10 protein-coding genes are annotated in these 16,613 nt (G+C 51.7%); 2 read left to right on the forward strand and 8 right to left on the reverse strand.

Annotation, left to right across the window (positions count from 1 at the left end):
- Positions 1–3: 3 nt before the first annotated feature.
- The 4 genes from pstB to ACFQ0F_RS09675 form a co-directional block, all read right to left on the reverse strand.
- Positions 4–849, reverse strand: coding sequence for a phosphate ABC transporter ATP-binding protein PstB (pstB, locus tag ACFQ0F_RS09660; protein ID WP_449304930.1), 846 nt, complete (start codon positions 847–849; stop codon positions 4–6).
- A 35-nt stretch (positions 850–884) separates the two neighbouring features.
- Entirely contained in the window at positions 885–2,546 is a 1,662-nt protein-coding gene (gene pstA, locus ACFQ0F_RS09665; RefSeq protein WP_340675899.1) for a phosphate ABC transporter permease PstA, read from the reverse strand.
- A gap of 11 nt (positions 2,547–2,557) precedes the next feature.
- Positions 2,558–4,834, reverse strand: a complete 2,277-nt coding sequence (locus ACFQ0F_RS09670) for an ABC transporter permease subunit (protein WP_379071577.1) — start codon at positions 4,832–4,834, stop codon at positions 2,558–2,560.
- A gap of 97 nt (positions 4,835–4,931) precedes the next feature.
- On the reverse strand, positions 4,932–5,888 hold the full coding sequence (locus ACFQ0F_RS09675) for a PstS family phosphate ABC transporter substrate-binding protein (RefSeq protein ID WP_340675897.1): 957 nt from the start codon (positions 5,886–5,888) through the stop codon (positions 4,932–4,934).
- Between the two features lie 213 nt (positions 5,889–6,101).
- Between ACFQ0F_RS09675 and ACFQ0F_RS09680 the strand changes: the two genes are divergently transcribed.
- On the forward strand, positions 6,102–6,500 hold the full coding sequence (locus ACFQ0F_RS09680; RefSeq protein WP_340675896.1) for an acyl-CoA thioesterase: 399 nt from the start codon (positions 6,102–6,104) through the stop codon (positions 6,498–6,500).
- Between the two features lie 51 nt (positions 6,501–6,551).
- Here ACFQ0F_RS09680 and uvrD read toward each other — a convergent pair whose 3' ends face one another.
- Complete coding sequence (uvrD, locus tag ACFQ0F_RS09685; RefSeq protein ID WP_340675895.1) at positions 6,552–8,771, reverse strand: DNA helicase II; 2,220 nt, start codon at positions 8,769–8,771, stop codon at positions 6,552–6,554.
- A 117-nt stretch (positions 8,772–8,888) separates the two neighbouring features.
- Here uvrD and ACFQ0F_RS09690 point away from each other — a divergent pair, with 117 nt between their 5' ends.
- On the forward strand, positions 8,889–11,456 hold the full coding sequence (locus ACFQ0F_RS09690; protein WP_379071581.1) for a putative bifunctional diguanylate cyclase/phosphodiesterase: 2,568 nt from the start codon (positions 8,889–8,891) through the stop codon (positions 11,454–11,456).
- 45 nt (positions 11,457–11,501) lie between these two features.
- Here the strand turns inward: ACFQ0F_RS09690 and glmS are convergent, their stop codons facing one another.
- From glmS to ACFQ0F_RS09705, 3 genes are read right to left on the reverse strand one after another with little or no spacing between them, the layout of a single operon-like run.
- Positions 11,502–13,322, reverse strand: coding sequence for a glutamine--fructose-6-phosphate transaminase (isomerizing) (glmS, locus tag ACFQ0F_RS09695; protein ID WP_379071584.1), 1,821 nt, complete (start codon positions 13,320–13,322; stop codon positions 11,502–11,504).
- Positions 13,323–13,332: 10 nt separating this feature from the next.
- Complete coding sequence (gene glmU, locus ACFQ0F_RS09700) at positions 13,333–14,703, reverse strand: bifunctional UDP-N-acetylglucosamine diphosphorylase/glucosamine-1-phosphate N-acetyltransferase GlmU (RefSeq protein ID WP_379071587.1); 1,371 nt, start codon at positions 14,701–14,703, stop codon at positions 13,333–13,335.
- 50 nt (positions 14,704–14,753) lie between these two features.
- Positions 14,754–16,607 (reverse strand): DUF255 domain-containing protein, encoded by a 1,854-nt coding sequence (locus ACFQ0F_RS09705; RefSeq protein ID WP_379071590.1) that lies wholly within the window; start codon positions 16,605–16,607, stop codon positions 14,754–14,756.
- Between the last annotated feature and the right edge of the window lie 6 nt (positions 16,608–16,613).

Consider the following 16,613-nt stretch of genomic DNA (forward strand, 5'->3'; position numbering starts at 1 on the left):
CGATCAGCCGTAGCGGCCGGTAATATAGTCTTCGGTTTGTTTATTGCTAGGATTGGTAAAAAGCGTATCGGTATCGCCGTACTCGACCATCTTGCCCAAATACATAAAGGCCGTGTAATCAGATACGCGCGCAGCTTGTTGCATATTGTGGGTCACGATGAGAATGGTGAATTGCTCTTTCAGCTCGTGAATCAGCTCCTCCACTTTCAGCGTGGAGATAGGATCTAGCGCCGAGCATGGCTCATCGAGCAGTAACACTTCGGGCTGAACTGCAATGGCGCGGGCAATGACCAAGCGCTGTTGCTGACCACCAGAAAGGCCGAGCGCGCTGTCATGCAGGCGATCCTTCACCTCATCCCATAAGGCCGCGCCCCGTAGCGATTGCTCTACGACTTCATCGAGCACACGCTTGGATTTCTGCCCTTGCAAACGCAGGCCGTAAGCGACATTTTCGTAAATGCTTTTGGGGAATGGGTTGGGCTTCTGAAACACCATGCCCACACGCTGGCGCAAATCAGTGATGTCGACAGAGCGATCAAAAATATTTTGCTTATCGAGCAAAATTTCACCCTCAACGCGGCAGCCATCGACCAAATCATTCATTCGGTTGAAGGTGCGAAGCAGCGTCGACTTGCCACAACCTGATGGACCGATAAACGCGGTCACACGGTTTTTTGGCACCTGCATATTAATGTCATACAAGGCCTGCTTAGCGCCGTAAAACAAATTTAAGTCGCGCGTTTCAATGCACATCGACTCCCTCGACAAGTCACGCTCTCGACGCGTTCGGCCAAATGCGCCGGCATCATTAGCTGAAACTACATGTTCACGCTGGGAAATATCATTCATGGTTATCGTTCCTAATCTATTAGGGGCTAGGTCGCTTACGACTCAAGGGCCTTGTATTTTTCACGTAAGCGGTTACGCAAACTCACCGCCGTCAGGTTCAAACCGGCGACCACCGCCACTAGCAAAAATGCGGTGGCATAGACCAAGGGCCGTGCCGCCTCAACGTTCGGGCTTTGAAAGCCAACATCGTAAATATGAAAGCCTAGGTGCATAAATTTGCGCTCCATATGCAGGAAAGGCGCGTTGCCATCTAGCGGTAGTGTCGGCGCCAGCTTTACTACGCCAACCAACATCAGCGGAGCAACTTCACCTGCTGCACGTGCTATGGCTAAAATGACACCGGTCATGATCGACGGCGTTGCCATCGGCAGCACTACTCGCCACAAGGTCTCAGCCTTGGTTGCACCCAGTGCCAATGAGCCCTCTTTCAGCGCGCGAGGAATACGCGCCAAGCCCTCTTCGGTGGCAACAATCACTACTGGCAAGGTCAGCAACGCCAGCGTAATCGATGCCCAGAGCAAGCCGGGCGAGCCAAAGACTGGAGCAGGCGAGGCTTCTGGATAAAACCAAGTATCGATATTGGCGCCAAGAAAATAGACAAAGAAGCCCAGACCAAACACGCCGTAGACAATCGAGGGCACGCCAGCAAGGTTATTTACCGCAATGCGCACAACCTGTGTAACTGCACCCTGGTTGGCATATTCGCGCAAATAAATCGCGGCGATTACGCCCATCGGCGTCACCATGATGGTCATCATCAAGACCATTAACACGGTGCCAAAAATAGCTGGGAAAACGCCGCCTTCGGTATTGGCTTCTCGCGGATCGCCAGATAAAAAAGCCCAGACATTGTGGCCATAGACCGCTAATTTCTGGAATACATTGAGATTGTTAGGCTGAATAGCTTGAACAATTTTGCTCACCGGCAAAGTCAGTTCCTGGCCTTGTCCGGCGGTGAGTTGCACGCTGTCGCGATTCGCCTGTAACTTCAGTGCTTCGAGCTTTTCCGATAATGCCCCGTAATTTTCATTCAGTGCCGCACGCCGTACCACTAAGTCGGCTTTTGCCTCCTCGGTAAGCTCATTGTCTATCTGCAAGCGCCGCTCTTCTAAGCGCAGCTTTTCAATGCCGTAGTTTATTTTACCGATGTCGTTTTTCTCGATGTCGGCAATTTCCTCTAGCAGCACATTGCTGCGGTCAATCCGCGCCTGCAAAACATCCCAGGCAGCGGCACCTTCAGCCACGATCTGGCCATTTTCACTCACCGACTGTAGGCGACCGTAAAAGTTGCCCCACTCCTGTCGTTCCAACGCAACGATGTCCGTGGGATATCGAATATCGCTTAAGCCATCAGCAAAGACCCAGCGAAAATCGGCACCGGTAATGTCGCGATTACCTAGCTTGAGCGATATACGCTCAATTGATTCTTTATTGGCGGGGATGACTAAGCCTGCCTCTCGCAGCCGCGTAGCGGTATCAAACTTGCTGTCGTATATCTCACCAAGGACGATTTCAGTTTGAGTGCTGCCAGGTGCCGAATAGCTGGCCTGCATAACATCTGCAGGCCAGAAATGGCCTAGGCCGCGCACAGCGATAAGGCTCAAAATGCCTACCACCATGATCAGTGAGATCGCTACCGTGCCAGCATTTAGCCATACCCAGGCTTCGCCAGACTTGAAGTATTCGCGTGTTTTCATCTGCGTATTCCTTACAGCGAGCCGTATTTTTTACGCAACCGGGTGCGAATCACCTCGGCTACCGTGTTGAGAATGAAGGTGAGTACAAACAGAACCAATGCTGACAAGAACAGCACTCGGAAGTGAGTTGAACCTACTTCAGCCTCGCCCATTTCTACCGCCACGTTGGCCGACAAAGTGCGCATGCCTTCGAAAATATTCCAGTCCATGATGGCGGTGTTACCGGTCGCCATCAGCACGATCATGGTTTCGCCAACCGCGCGACCGAGACCGATCATCAAGGCCGAGAAAATGCCCGGCGATGCCGTCGGTAACACCACGCGAATGAGGGTTTGCCATTGCGTCGCGCCCAAGGCCAACGAGCCATTAGTGAGATGTTTCGGCACCGCAAACAAAGCATCTTCAGCAATGGCGTAAATGTTTGGAATCACTGCAAAGCCCATGGCTAGGCCGACGATAAGTGAGTTGCGCTGGTCAAAATTAAGCCCAGTGCTAACTTCTAGCCAGGAGCGCAAATCGCCACCAAAGAACATGTTTTCAATCGGCTGCGAAAAGGCAAATGAAGCGTAGCCAGTAATCAACAGCGGCACGATCAGGATCATCGGCGCCCAACCATCGGCAAAGGCGCGCTTCTCTAGCGGCAAGCGTGACCATAAGCCACCGACGAGTACGATAGTGATTGGCGTCAGTATTAGTAGGCTGAAAATGCCAGGCAAATTGTCTTCTATGGTCGGAGCCAACCAAAGCCCAGCCAAGAAGCCCAAGATGACCGTGGGCAGAGCCTCCATCAGCTCAATCGTCGGCTTGACCTTGCGGCGCAGCTTCGGTGACATGAATACGGCGGAGTACATGGCGCCAAAAATGGCTAACGGTGCGCCCAGTAACATGGCGTAAAACGCGGCCTTGATGGTGCCGAAAGTCAGCGGCATCAGCGATAGCTTGGACTCAAAGTCAGCAGTACCAGACGATGATTGCCAGGTATAAGTCGGCGCCTCATATGACTCATACCAAACCGGCTTCCATGTCGACTGCATAGAGATATCTGGATGCTCAATTTCAAGCTTCCAAAAGCTATAGGCATTGTCGGTCTGCACCATAAGCCCAAGCGATCGCGCACTCATTGCCACTGTACGTATCGGCGATGTTCCGGCACTTTCTTGTAAAATTAAACGATTAGATGTGGTGTAGTAGTACGACACATTGCCGTTGGCATCACCCGCGACCACACCTTTGCGGCGCGCCTCAGGTGCTAATGCGGTGATAGCGGCGTCGCCCAACTTAATGCTGCGAATTTTCTGCAAATTAAAGCTATCGCTACCACTGCTAGAGTCGCGTACCATGAACCATTGCGCGAGCTCACCACTGCTATCCCCAACCATCAATGACACATTGCCTTGTAAGGCTACGACGGCAGTGACATCGGCAGTCGGGCCTGTCAGTGCCACTTCTTGCGTGTAAATCGGCTCATTTCGCACATTGAACACACTTGCGCGATTTCCATCATGGAAAACATAAGCCCAATTGCCATCTTGACCGACAATAATTTGTTGAACATTGCGGCCGGCATAAGGCAGGTCTTCGCGCTCAACTTCCGTAAAGTTGCTGTTATCGGCGTCATCATCACCAAAAGATAGTGATAAGCCGCTACTAGCCTCAGCACCGGTTGAGAAGCTCAGACGCTGCACGCGGCCTTCTGCAAATGCTGTAACCCGAAGGTCTTCATCATTACCGCGAACATCAAATACTTGTAATGGTGCGCCATTACGATCAACAGTTAATGGCGTCTCACCGTATGGAAATGCGAGAGAAGTATTAATAATGCGGCTGTTATTTGGGCCGTAACTGATGTCGTACTTTGGCTTGGCGACTAGGAGCTGGCCATTACTCAAACCAATACCCACCAAGCCTGACAAGATAGGCCCACGCTGCACGTGAGCGATACGCACTTTTTCTGGCAAAGGCAGCTTCGTGGCAGACTCAATTTTGCCTGTTTTCACATCCAGAATTTGCACTTGGCCATCGGCCAATACTCGAATGCCAGACTCGTTGTATTCATCAGCATCCAAATACAGCGCTACCGCCTGTGTCTGCACAGGGGCCTTTTTTTCTAAATCCGCGCCACTAAATAGTGGCCAGACTTCAAAAACGAGATAGAAGAAAATAAGACAAATTGCGGCAATGACGCCAACGCCGCCGAGGCCGATAGTCAGATTTGCTAAGCGGTCTTTAAACTCGCGCTTGCGTCGCATGCCTGCCGTATTTACCGAGGTAATCTTGGTATTTTTCATGTGCTCAACCTAACGCCAGGCCCAAGATTAGGCCCTCATGATTGGGCAAGAAGGGCCCGAAGGCCCCTCTTGTTTACATCTACTGCTCGCTTTTAGCTTACAGATCCAGCATTTTCAATACTTTAGCAGCTTCTTTCGCAGGCATTGGGATGTAGCCATCCTTTTCCACAACGCTTTGGCCTTGCTTGGAAAGCACCATTTTCACGAACTCAGCTTCCAATGGTTGCAGCGGCTTGTTTGGCGCTTTGTTGACATAAACATAGAGGAAACGAGCCAGCGGATACTTACCGCTCAGCGCATTCTTCTCGTTGGCGTCATAGATTTCGCCATCTTTGCCAACTAGCGGCAATGTGCGCACGCTTGATGTTTTATAGCCAATACCGGAGTAGCCAATACCATTGATGGAGCTACCAATGGCCTGAACTACAGAGGCTGAACCTGGCTGTTCGTTGACGTTGTTTTTGAAGTCGCCTTTGCACAGGGCTTTTTCTTTGAAATAACCATAAGTGCCTGACACCGAGTTACGACCGTAAATTTGCAAGTCGCGCTTGGCCCATGCGCCGGTTAAGCCGACATCGCCCCAATTATTCACTGCTTTATTAAAGCCACACTTACGCGTGTCGGAGAAGACGGCATCTAGTACTTTCATATCTAGGTACTTGATGGGGTTGTCTTTGTGCACAAACACGGCCAAGGCATCGATAGCTACCGGCACGGCTGTGGGCTTATAGCCTTTAGCCTTTTCAAAGGCGGCGATTTCTTCACCCTTCATCATGCGCGACATAGGGCCTAAGTTAGCGGTGCTTTCGGTCAATGCAGGTGGCGCTGTTGACGAACCAGCGCCTTGAATTTGAATATTGATGTTGGGGTATAGCTTTTTGTAATCCTCAGCCCACAAGGTCATGAGGTTGTTTAGCGTGTCGGAACCAACGCTGGTTAAGTTGCCGGCAACACCGCTTGCTTTCGTGTAGCTGGGCAGCGCTGGATCAACTGCGGCTTGAGCCGACATACCAAAGGTTAAACCTAAGGCGGCAATCAGTACTTTCGCTTTCATCTGTCACTCCACTAGAGACGGTTTGGTTTCACGGAGCTCATGATGACAATGAAATATGACGTAATGATGACAGTTGGGTGTCGCTGAATTTTTGTGCGCCTCTGAGCGGTGCTTATCACTTGCCACTAGGCGCATACATTTGCTCAATGACAGCTGCTTAGCTGCAGAGTACTCTTGCCCACAAACATAATAAGAGCCTTCGGAGACTTCCTCATGCCTCGCGACACCGAAAATCACCCAATGCCCCGCGGCACGCTCTGCCTGCAAACAATCGCTATGCCTGCCGATGCCAACCCTAATGGCGATATTTTTGGTGGCTGGCTAGTCTCGCAAATGGATTTGGCTGCTGGCGTTGCCGCACGCAAACGCGCGAAAGGCCGTACTGCAACCGTAGCCATCGATGCGATGGTTTTTTTACGGCCCGTGAAAGTTGGTGACATCGTTGGCTTCTACACCGAAGTGCTGTCTACCGGTCGCTCATCGATGAAAATCTTGGTCGAAGTCTGGGCTGTCAGTGACCTGACAGGCAACCATACCAAGCTCACTGAAGGCCTGTTCACCTTCGTCGCCATCAATGATCAGGGCCACACCCGCGAGCTTTCGACACACTAAATCTTAGCCGCTAGCGACCCTTATCTGCACCACTGGCGGCCTTAAAGCACATCAGCCCTTGCGTGATAGTCTCGCGTATTGCGATACCAGCCACTTGCTGCCTAGCTCGCTAAAGTTGACTTGAATGCGAGCATTCGGCCCACTGCCCTCAAACGCTAAAATCACACCATCACCAAAGCGCGGATGATTCACCGCCTGGCCTAAGCGCCAGCCACTACCATCATCATCGCCCAGCGTTTCTTGCTTAAAGCCAGATGAGCTTTGGCCACTACTATTTGAGGCAAAGCCTGAGCCGCCGCGAAAGCCCGCGCGCATAGGTGGCGCTTGCTGACGTACTGGTGCCAATAAGGCCTCAGGGATTTCACCCAAAAAGCGCGATGCGACATGGTAACTTTCAGTGCCATAGAGTCGGCGCACCTCGGCATAGCTAATTACCAACTCGCTCATGGCGCGAGTAATACCGACATAGCAAAGGCGGCGTTCTTCTTCGAGATTATTTTCCTGCAAAGCCATTTCGTGCGGAAATAAACCTTCCTCCACACCGGCCAAAAACACCAATGGAAACTCCAGACCTTTCGCGGCATGTAGCGTCATCATTTGCACGGCATCTTCGAACTCACCAGCCTGCTGCTCGCCAGCTTCGAGCGCGGCATGATCTAAAAATGCCGCTAATGGCGACGGTATTTCCTCGGCTTGCGCATGATCATCAACATCGAACTCGCGGGCGGCGCTAATCAATTCACGTAAGTTTTCTACGCGAGCTTGGCCCTTCTCACCCTTCTCTTTTTCATGATGCGCGACTAAGCCACTTTGCTCGATCACAGCTTCAACTATCTCGCCCAATGATGCGCCCTGTGTATTGGCATCGAGATTATCGATCAAGGTTAAAAATGCTTGGATTTTGCCGGTGGCGAGAGCGGGTAAACGGCGTTCGGCTACCACTTGCTCAGCAGCAGACCATAGGCTCACTTGCTGCTCACGTGCGAGCTGGCGAATCATATCTAGGCTTTTGTCGCCAATGCCGCGGGTGGGTGTATTGACCACGCGATCAAAAGCCGTGTCGTCTATGCGTTGCAGTAGTAAGCGCAAATAGCCAACGGCATTTTTAATTTCCGCGCGCTCAAAGAAGCGTAGACCGCCGTAAATTCGATAGGGAATTTGTGCGCGCAACATGGCCTCTTCGAGTACGCGCGACTGGGCATTGGAGCGATACAAAATCGCCATATCTCGGCGTGCTACACCGCTACGAAAACGCGTGTCGATGAGCTTGGCGATGTAGTGCGCCTCGTCGAGATCGTTGAAGGCGGCATACACCGAAATCGGCTCGCCTTCACCTCTATCGGTCCACAGATTTTTACCCATGCGATCGCCATTATTAGCAATGACGGCATTTGCCGCCTGCAAAATAACTGATGTCGAACGATAGTTTTGCTCAAGGCGAATCAGCTCAGCGTCGGCATAATCGCGCTGAAACGTTCGAATGTTTTCAATGCAGGCACCGCGCCAGCCATAAATACTTTGATCGTCATCACCGACTGCCGTGAGCATGCCGCGCTCACCGGCGAGTAAGCGCAGCCAAGCGTATTGAATGCGGTTGGTGTCTTGGAACTCATCAACCAAAATCATGCGAAAGCGCGCTTGATAATGTTTGAGAATGTCGTCGTGCTTGAGAAATAACTCATGGCAGCGCAGTAAAATTTCGGCGAAGTCGATCAAGCCGCCGCGCTGACAAATAGTTTCATAGGCACTGTAAACACGCAGCTGTGTTGCCGTGTACAGATCGCCATTGTGTGCAATGTGCGCAGGTCGGCGACCTTCTTCTTTATTGCCATTAATGAAGCTTGCCGATTGCCGTGCCGGCCACTTTTCTTCGTCGAGCTGCAACTCTTTCATCACCCGCTTAACCACGCGCAGCTGATCATCCGAATCTAAAATTTGGAAATTTTGTGGCAGACCCGCAGCCTCGTAATGCGCGCGTAAAAAACGATGGGCCAGGCCATGAAAAGTGCCAATCCACAACGGCTGCGTGGCAATGCCGAGCTGCTGCTCAAGCCGTGCGCGCATTTCATGTGCGGCTTTATTGGTAAATGTCACCGCCAACACGGCAAATGGCGACATAGCAAAGTGTTGACAGAAATAGCTAATGCGCGATGTTAAAACGCGTGTTTTACCCGAACCAGCGCCGGCTAAAACCAATAAGTGTTGGCTGTCGCAAGTGACAGCATCGCGTTGTGCGGGGTTGAGCCCGTCTAAAAGATTAAGTTCATTCATGGGGCTATTGTAGACCAGCGCGAAGGTCGTTTCCGCGAATGTTCAGAGAATGGTAAGGTAAGCCATTGCAACAACAGAGCGCCCACTCATAAGGGCGACCGACGAGGGCCGTCATCCATGTCACGCTCAGCCATCTCTGGCGACGCTACCGAGCACACAAATGCTCCCTCTCGCCCTGCGCCACTTGGCCATAGCGAGCGTTTGCGCACGACATTGCTTGCGCAAGTGCAGCGTCAACTGCCGCGCTTTCTCATCATCACTTCGTTGTCGGTGTTATTAGCGGTTTGGATACTTTGGGACTGGCCTTACGCCAGCAATAAAGTCATCGCATTGTGGGGCGGCAGCTTTATTGGCTTTTTAATCTTTCGTGGCTTTTTGGTCTGGGGCTTAAGCCGAAGTCCTCAGCTACGGTCACGTTGGCTAGGCACTATTTTAATAGCCACTGCCGTATTAACGGGCGCATTTTGGGCCTTCGCTTTAGTTGCACTCAACCCTCGCGTATTCCTCAATGGCGAGCTGTATGCCGACATTACTAGTCGACAAATTTTGTTATCCGCTCTTCTTGGCGCTCAAGGCATCACCGCCCTCGCTGCCTATGCTGGCCATTTGCGCGCCTTTGTTGGCTTTACGCTTACCGCCTTTCTGCCCGCAGTGGCGTATTTGCTACTGCATCCAACGTCAACGAGCCTTATGGTGTCGACTATTGGCACGGTGTGGTGGGTCTTTCTGATACTCAGCGCTCGCTATCTTAATCGCATGGTCAGCGACGCTATTGTGCTGCGCTTAAGCAATGAAGATCTGATTTCATTCCTCCGCGATACACAAGCCCGCACCCTAGATACCAACCGTCTGCTAGCTCGCGAAGTGAATACTCGCGCTATCGCTGAAACGCAGCTGCAAAATCTGAACGAAGAGCTTGAGCAGCGCGTAGCGCAGCGCACTCAGGCACTGATGGAAAGCCAAGAAGGCCTAACTCTCGCTATCGAAGCATCAGGAATGGCGCTATGGGATTGGCATATTCTTGACCAAGAAATCACTCATACCAACTTAGAGCCATTACTTGGCTGTGAGGGCATTGGTAATCGCAAGCTACTTGATGCCGCTAATGGCCTAGTTCATCCCGACGATATTCGCTTGGTTAAGCGCAATATTATTCGCCATTTACGCCGTCGCACGCCGCGCTTCGAGGCACGCTATCGCATCAAACACGCGCGCGGGCACTGGGTTTGGGTGGAGGATCGCGGCCGCGTGGTGAACTGGACAGCACAAGGTCGGCCAGAGCGCATGCTTGGCACTCGCCGAGACATCACCCGCGAACGCGAAGCCGAAGAAACCCAGCGCAAGCTCGACTATTTAGCTAACTATGATCGCCTTACTCAGCTGACTAATCGCCGCCAGTTCCGTAATCGTCTGCATGCTGCCATAAGCGATGCCCGTGACTCTCAAACTCGCGTGGGGCTGATATTCATCAACCTCGATCGCTTTCGCCAGGTCAATGAGTCGCTAGGCTTCGAGGTTGGCGATAGTATTTTGCGCGAAACCGGCCGTCGCCTCACTGAGCTGGGTAGCAAGCTCGACACCTTGGCGCGCATTGGTGGTGACGAATTCGCGCTGATTTTCCCCGATGTTCACAGCAATGATGATCTCGAACGTCTGAGCGAAGAGGTCATCGGCAGCCTGCGTGCGCCCTTCCGCATCGGCGATCATGAACTACTGTTGGGTGCATCCCTAGGCATTTGCGAGTTCCCCGAACACGGCCGTGAGTTAGCCATTTTAATCAATCACGCCGATCTCGCTATGCAGCAAGCCAAGCGCTTAGGCGGTAATCAATGGCGACGTTATAGTCCAGATATGCGCAGCGCCACTGTTGAGCAACTGCATCTAGAAAACAGTCTGCGCAAAGCGATTTTCCGCGATGAATTTATTGTCCACTACCAACCGAAACTATCGCTGGCCAGTCAGCGCATCGTCGGCATGGAGGCATTAGTACGTTGGCAACATCCAACTCTGGGCCTTTTGCATCCGGGCAAATTTATTCCATTGGCTGAAGAAACCGGGCTGATCTCGGTTATTACCGAGCGCGTATTGTCTCAAGCCACAACTCAGCTGAAAGCATGGACCGATGCTGGTCTTGGCAAGCTTCATGTGGCCGTCAACATACCGCCACAGCAGCTGCACAAAGGTAATTTGCTACAGCTGTTGGAGCAGGCGCTCGATGATAGCGGCCTAAGCGCAAAGCAGCTGGAAATTGAGCTAACTGAAACATCTCTGATGGATGACCCAGACTTGGCCATTAGTTTGTTCAAACAGATTCGCCGCATGGGTGTGAGCATAGCCCTCGACGACTTCGGCACCGGCTATTCGTCATTGAGCCATCTACGCCGCTTCCCACTCGATATTCTAAAGATAGACCAGTCCTTTATCCGCGATGTTGGCACGCAAAATGAAGATGGCGCCATCGTACGCGCCATCATTACCATGGCACATGAGCTTGGCATGAAGGTGGTTGCTGAGGGCGTGGAAACGCGTGAGCACTATCATTTCTTGGAGCAAGAGCGCTGCGATATCGTGCAAGGCTATTTGATTAGTCGGCCGGTGACTGCCGAGGCTATGGAGCTACTACTACGAGAGCAGGCACTGGCAGAGCGCCAGCAACCTTCATTTTTAAGCGGGATAGAGCTGTAAGACGACGTGGGTGCCAGTGATTTTGGCACCCACGCATATCTGCTCTTATTCTACTGTGACCGACTTCGCCAAATTGCGCGGCTGATCAACATCAGTGCCTTTGGTAATCGCCACGTGGTAAGACAAAAGCTGCAATGGAATCGTGTAAAGAATCGGCGCAACTTCATCGGCAACAGTTGGCATAGAGAACACCTTAATGCCAGGCTCTTCGCGTACATCAGCATTCTGATCAGCAAAGACATAGAGCACGCCTGCGCGAGCTCTAACTTCCTGCAGGTTCGATTTTAGCTTATCGATGAGATCATTTTTCGGTGCCACGGCGACTACTGGCATGTCTTGATCAACTAATGCCAACGGGCCATGCTTAAGTTCACCTGCTGGATAAGCCTCGGCATGAATATACGAGATTTCCTTCAGCTTCAAAGCGCCTTCCATTGCTACCGGATACTGCGTACCGCGGCCTAGAAACAGCGTGTGATGCTTATCTGCAAACTCATCAGCAATGCGCTCGATAGCAGGATCCATCGCTAATACTTGATCAACCAAAGCTGGCAAGCCCTGCAACTGGGTAACGATATCTTGCTCGCGCTCGGCGCTCAAATTGCCTTGCTGGCGACCTGTCGCTAGCACCAAAAGCATCAGCGCAACTAACTGCGTAGTAAATGCCTTAGTCGACGCCACACCAATCTCGGGGCCGGCATGCGTAATGAACGCCAAATCAGATTCGCGCACCAAGGTGGATGTCGGCACGTTGCAAATGCAAAGTGAGCCCATCGCACGTGACTTAACTTCACGTAAAGCGGCCAAGGTGTCGGCGGTTTCACCCGACTGTGAAATGGTTACTAGCAATGTGTCGGCAGGCAGTACCGTGGTGCGATAGCGGAACTCGCTCGCGACCTCTACGTGACAGGAAATACCCGCAATCGCTTCTAGCCAATATTTCGCCACAAAACCGGCGTGATAGCTTGTGCCGCACGCCAAAATTTGAATATGACGCGCTTTCGCAAATAACGTCGCTGCTTGCGGGCCAAAAGCATCAATAGCCACTTTGCCTTGGCTAACACGGCCAGCCAAAGTACGTTCAATCGCTAATGGCTGCTCGTAAATTTCTTTCAACATATAGTGCTTATAGCCAGCTTTCGAGCTCGCATGCAGCGTGGCGTCTAGCTCTACAATTGGCCGGCTAACCTCAACACCACGACCATTCCAAATGGTGACTTTCTTGGCGCAGACCTCAATGAAGTCGCCCTCTTCCAAGTAAATAAAGCGGTTAGTCACTGGCAATAGCGCGAGCTGATCAGAGCTAATAAAGTTTTCACCGATGCCAATACCAACCACTAATGGCGAACCTTGGCGAACAGCTAGCAAGCGCGATGGTTCATTGGCGCGAATAATGCCCAAGGCAAAAGCGCCATGCAGCTGCGCAACAGCAGCCCTCACTGCACCCATGAAGTCGGGGTTTTTACGCAGCTCTGATTGAATCAAATGCGGCACAACTTCCGTATCGGTCTGTGATGTGAAAACAAAACCTTCAGCCTGTAAGCGCTCGCGCAGTGACTCGTAGTTTTCGATAATGCCGTTGTGCACCACCGCAATATCACCGGAGCGATGTGGATGTGCGTTGTCTTGCGTTGGCGCGCCGTGGGTAGCCCAGCGGGTGTGAGCGATGCCCAAATGGCCATGTACATGTGCGCTCACATCGGCGAGCGCCTGCACTTTTCCCATTTCGCGCTCACGAATAATATCCCCGTCGTGAATGACGGCCAGGCCTGCGGAGTCATAGCCGCGGTACTCGAGGCGGCGCAAGCCTTCGATCAAAACTTCAGCGACATTACGCTCGCCAATCGCACCTACTATTCCGCACATACAGATATCCTTATTTTGTCGTGTTTTTAGTCGGGCGCTGCCAACCATCAAGAGTGATTTGTTTAGCGCGACTTACCGCCAGCGTTGCCTGGGCCACTGACTTGGTAATAGTTGAGCCTGCACCAGTGGTCGCATTTGAAGAGATTTCTACGGGCGCCACTAAGGAGTTATTGCTACCAATAAACACATTGTCGCCGATGGTAGTTAAGTGTTTATTCGCGCCGTCGTAATTGCAGGTAATCGTGCCTGCGCCAATATTTGAGCCGCTGCCAATAACTGCATCACCCAAATAGGTGAGATGATTGGCCTTTGAGCCAGCGCCCATGCGCGTGGCTTTGGTCTCAACAAAATTGCCAATATGCACATCTGCGCCTAATTCGCTGCCTGGGCGGATACGCGCGAACGGGCCTATCTGCGCGCGCTCGCCAATGCTTGCTGAGTCGATGATGCTATAGGGTTTAATAATGGTCTCTGCGGCAATTTCGCAATTACTCAATACCGAGCCCATGCCTACTTGTACTCCATCACCAAGCACAACTCGGCCATTGATCTGTACATTAGGCTCGAGTAGTACATCTTGGCCATGCACTAACTCGCCGCGAATATCCACGCGCGCAGGGTCGATTATAGTCACTCCGGCGCGGAGCAACGCATCGGCCTGAGCACGTTGCCATACGCGCTCTAGCGTGGCTAATTGCAGTTTGTCGTTGACGCCTTCCACTTCCCACGGCGTTTCGGGATGCACTGCCGTTACTGCCACGCCTTCAGCGGTAGCCATGCCAATCAAATCTGTTAAATAGTATTCACCTTGCGAATTGGCATTACGCAGCTCAGGCAGCCATTTATGCAATAAGGCATTTGGTACGCACAAAATGCCGGTGTTCACTTCTTTAATGAGTAGCTCATCGGCGCTGGCGTCTTTCTGCTCAACAATGCGCGATACCTTGCCAGCTTCGCGCACAATGCGGCCATAACCGGTGGGATTATCGAGCGTGACAGTAAGCAAACCGAGCTCATTTTTGCCCTCGCAAACTGCGAGTAAGCGCTGCAATGTGCTAACGGAAAGTAACGGCACATCGCCATACAGAATCAGCGTACTACCTTTTTTTGCAAGTACTGGCAGGGCCACTAGTACCGCATGGCCTGTGCCCTTTTGTTCGGCCTGCAAGACCCAATCAATAGCGTCGTTGGCAAAGGCATTTTGTACAACATCGCCACCATGGCCATAGACCACAATGGGGCGTTCAGCACCAAGTGTTCGGCTAGCATCTAGCACATGGGCCAACAGCGGCTTGCCTGCTAAAGGTTGCATGACCTTGGGCAGCGCTGAGCGCATACGTGTGCCTTTGCCTGCGGCTAGAATAACGACCTGTAATGCCATGTTACCAACTGTTCTATTACTGCAATGGCGGGCATTTTACACGAACTGCTTTAATTTGCTGTAGACCCTGTTAGCGCGCGGATCAGCTGTTGAAAACGCTCCTCGGTAAAACTCGGTAATGAACAGCGAGACTCGGTACAAACAAAAGCTGCTGGCTCACTTAGTACCGGATAGCTCACACCTGAATCCATTAATGCGCCGCGATCTTTCTGCCACCATTCGACACGTTGATATGCCGGCCGCTGCTTTAAGGCTACTGCCAGCAAGACCTTAGCTTTTTCATTATCGCCGCGACTCACCACGGTCATGTGTAGCGGACTATTCGCCAGCTCATAATCCGCAATTAATACACCCGCCTCCGTGCTAATTCTCGCCGTCACTGCAGGTGTCGCCAAATAGCGCATTGCATGTTCAGCACCTAGCCTAAAGCGGGGCAAGGCACTGTATTGGGCAAGTAGGTTCAAGTGACGGGCAAGATTGATATTTTCGCTATTCTGTCGAAATGCTGGATCAATCTTGGTGACACGCTGATGCGTCCTAAAGCCACCACTACTCTCGCTAAACTCACGCAAGATAAAATCACTGGTTTTCACCGAAGCGCTTAGCCAAGATGGCTCACTGGTCAAGCTATACAGCGCCAGCATGGCCCTCGCCATGGCTAGCTGATCTCCCAAGTATGCATTTGCGCTAGCTTTTTCATCGTGCTGAAAGTGCCCATCACGCACTCCTCGAACCCGTATCATTTGTTGTGCGGCGGTTACCGCCATCGCTCTCGCTTGACCATCGCCGCTGACCATAGCCCACGTCGCTAAAGCCTCAATCGCCCAACCATTCTCGCGTGGGTAAATCCGTTTATCGACAGCCGGAATGCCCTGCTTTCTGCGCTCAGCATCGCTTAGTTTAAAATACGCCACGCTATGCACCCCAGGCGTCACATCCGCATCCTGACTGCTATAGAAAAGGCCCTTTGGACTACGTAAAAAGTCGTACAAATAGCTAACGGTATGTTTTGCGGCACTTGCATATGTGGCTAAGTTATTTTGCGCAAACGCTAAAGCGTATAGACGTAAGTACCCTGCCTGCACCGACATGATTTTTTCTACATGAGGATGCTGCCAATCACTATGCGTTGAGTACTGATAAAACCCGCCCCATACCGGGTCTTGCAAAGCCAAAGCTGCCGTTAAGGTTTGTTGTGCTTGCGCAGCTTGCGACTTGTCACCCTGCTGCGCCAGCAGTAATGTGTACTCAACGCTATCTCGCTCTAAGTACTTCATGGCTTGGCGCAAGCCACCCTGAACTGAGTCATAGCTATCGATATGTTTAGTTTGCAAGACCTTGCGCAGGCCATTAGAAAGCTCTGGGCTAATCGCTATTCGTATTGGTTTGTCTTTGGCCTCTTCAGCTACTGGGCTTTTTACTAAATTAGTCAGTAAGCTTTGTAGCTCAGTTTTATCGATATAGCCTGCTCGTTTTGCCAACACCTCAGCATTGCCATTAAACACGATAGTCGCTGGCCATCCATAATCTTGAAAACGCAGCCCAAGTTCTGGGCGCTGATCGTAATCAACTCGTATAGAAAGATAATTTTTCGCCAATAATGCTCGAACATCCTTGTCGGCATAGGTTTTCTCATCCATGACGTGGCACCAATGGCACCACACAGCGGCTACATCGAGAATGACGAGTTTATTTTGTGCTTTTGCAGCGGCAAACACTGACTCTGACCAGTCAAGCCAGTTTGGTTGTTCGCTAATAGGTAGTTTTGCAAGACTCGCTGGCAAGGCTGTGCTTGCTAGCGCCGTGCTGACCATCATTGGTGTAGCGACAGTAAGCGCCAACACTAAGTAGAAAGCTTTGGAAAGGGAGGAATATGTGCGGTGTGCAGAGAAAGTGCTACGCATAAGGGC

The organism is Paraperlucidibaca wandonensis, assembly GCF_042677145.1.
In the GTDB taxonomy this organism is placed as follows: Bacteria; Pseudomonadota; Gammaproteobacteria; order Pseudomonadales; family Moraxellaceae; genus Perlucidibaca; species Perlucidibaca wandonensis.

What these genes read in the sequence shown, in the direction of transcription:
- ACFQ0F_RS09705 (WP_379071590.1), bottom strand. Translation starts at nt 16,607, where the DNA reads ATGCGTAGCACTTTCTCTGCACACCGCACATATTCCTCCCTTTCCAAA.
- pstA (WP_340675899.1), bottom strand. Translation starts at nt 2,546, where the DNA reads ATGAAAACACGCGAATACTTCAAGTCTGGCGAAGCCTGGGTATGGCTA.
- glmU (WP_379071587.1), bottom strand. Translation starts at nt 14,703, where the DNA reads ATGGCATTACAGGTCGTTATTCTAGCCGCAGGCAAAGGCACACGTATG.
- uvrD (WP_340675895.1), bottom strand. Translation starts at nt 8,771, where the DNA reads ATGAATGAACTTAATCTTTTAGACGGGCTCAACCCCGCACAACGCGAT.
- pstB (WP_449304930.1), bottom strand. Translation starts at nt 849, where the DNA reads ATGAATGATATTTCCCAGCGTGAACATGTAGTTTCAGCTAATGATGCC.
- glmS (WP_379071584.1), bottom strand. Translation starts at nt 13,322, where the DNA reads ATGTGCGGAATAGTAGGTGCGATTGGCGAGCGTAATGTCGCTGAAGTT.
- ACFQ0F_RS09680 (WP_340675896.1), top strand. Translation starts at nt 6,102, where the DNA reads ATGCCTCGCGACACCGAAAATCACCCAATGCCCCGCGGCACGCTCTGC.
- ACFQ0F_RS09670 (WP_379071577.1), bottom strand. Translation starts at nt 4,834, where the DNA reads ATGAAAAATACCAAGATTACCTCGGTAAATACGGCAGGCATGCGACGC.
- ACFQ0F_RS09690 (WP_379071581.1), top strand. Translation starts at nt 8,889, where the DNA reads ATGTCACGCTCAGCCATCTCTGGCGACGCTACCGAGCACACAAATGCT.
- ACFQ0F_RS09675 (WP_340675897.1), bottom strand. Translation starts at nt 5,888, where the DNA reads ATGAAAGCGAAAGTACTGATTGCCGCCTTAGGTTTAACCTTTGGTATG.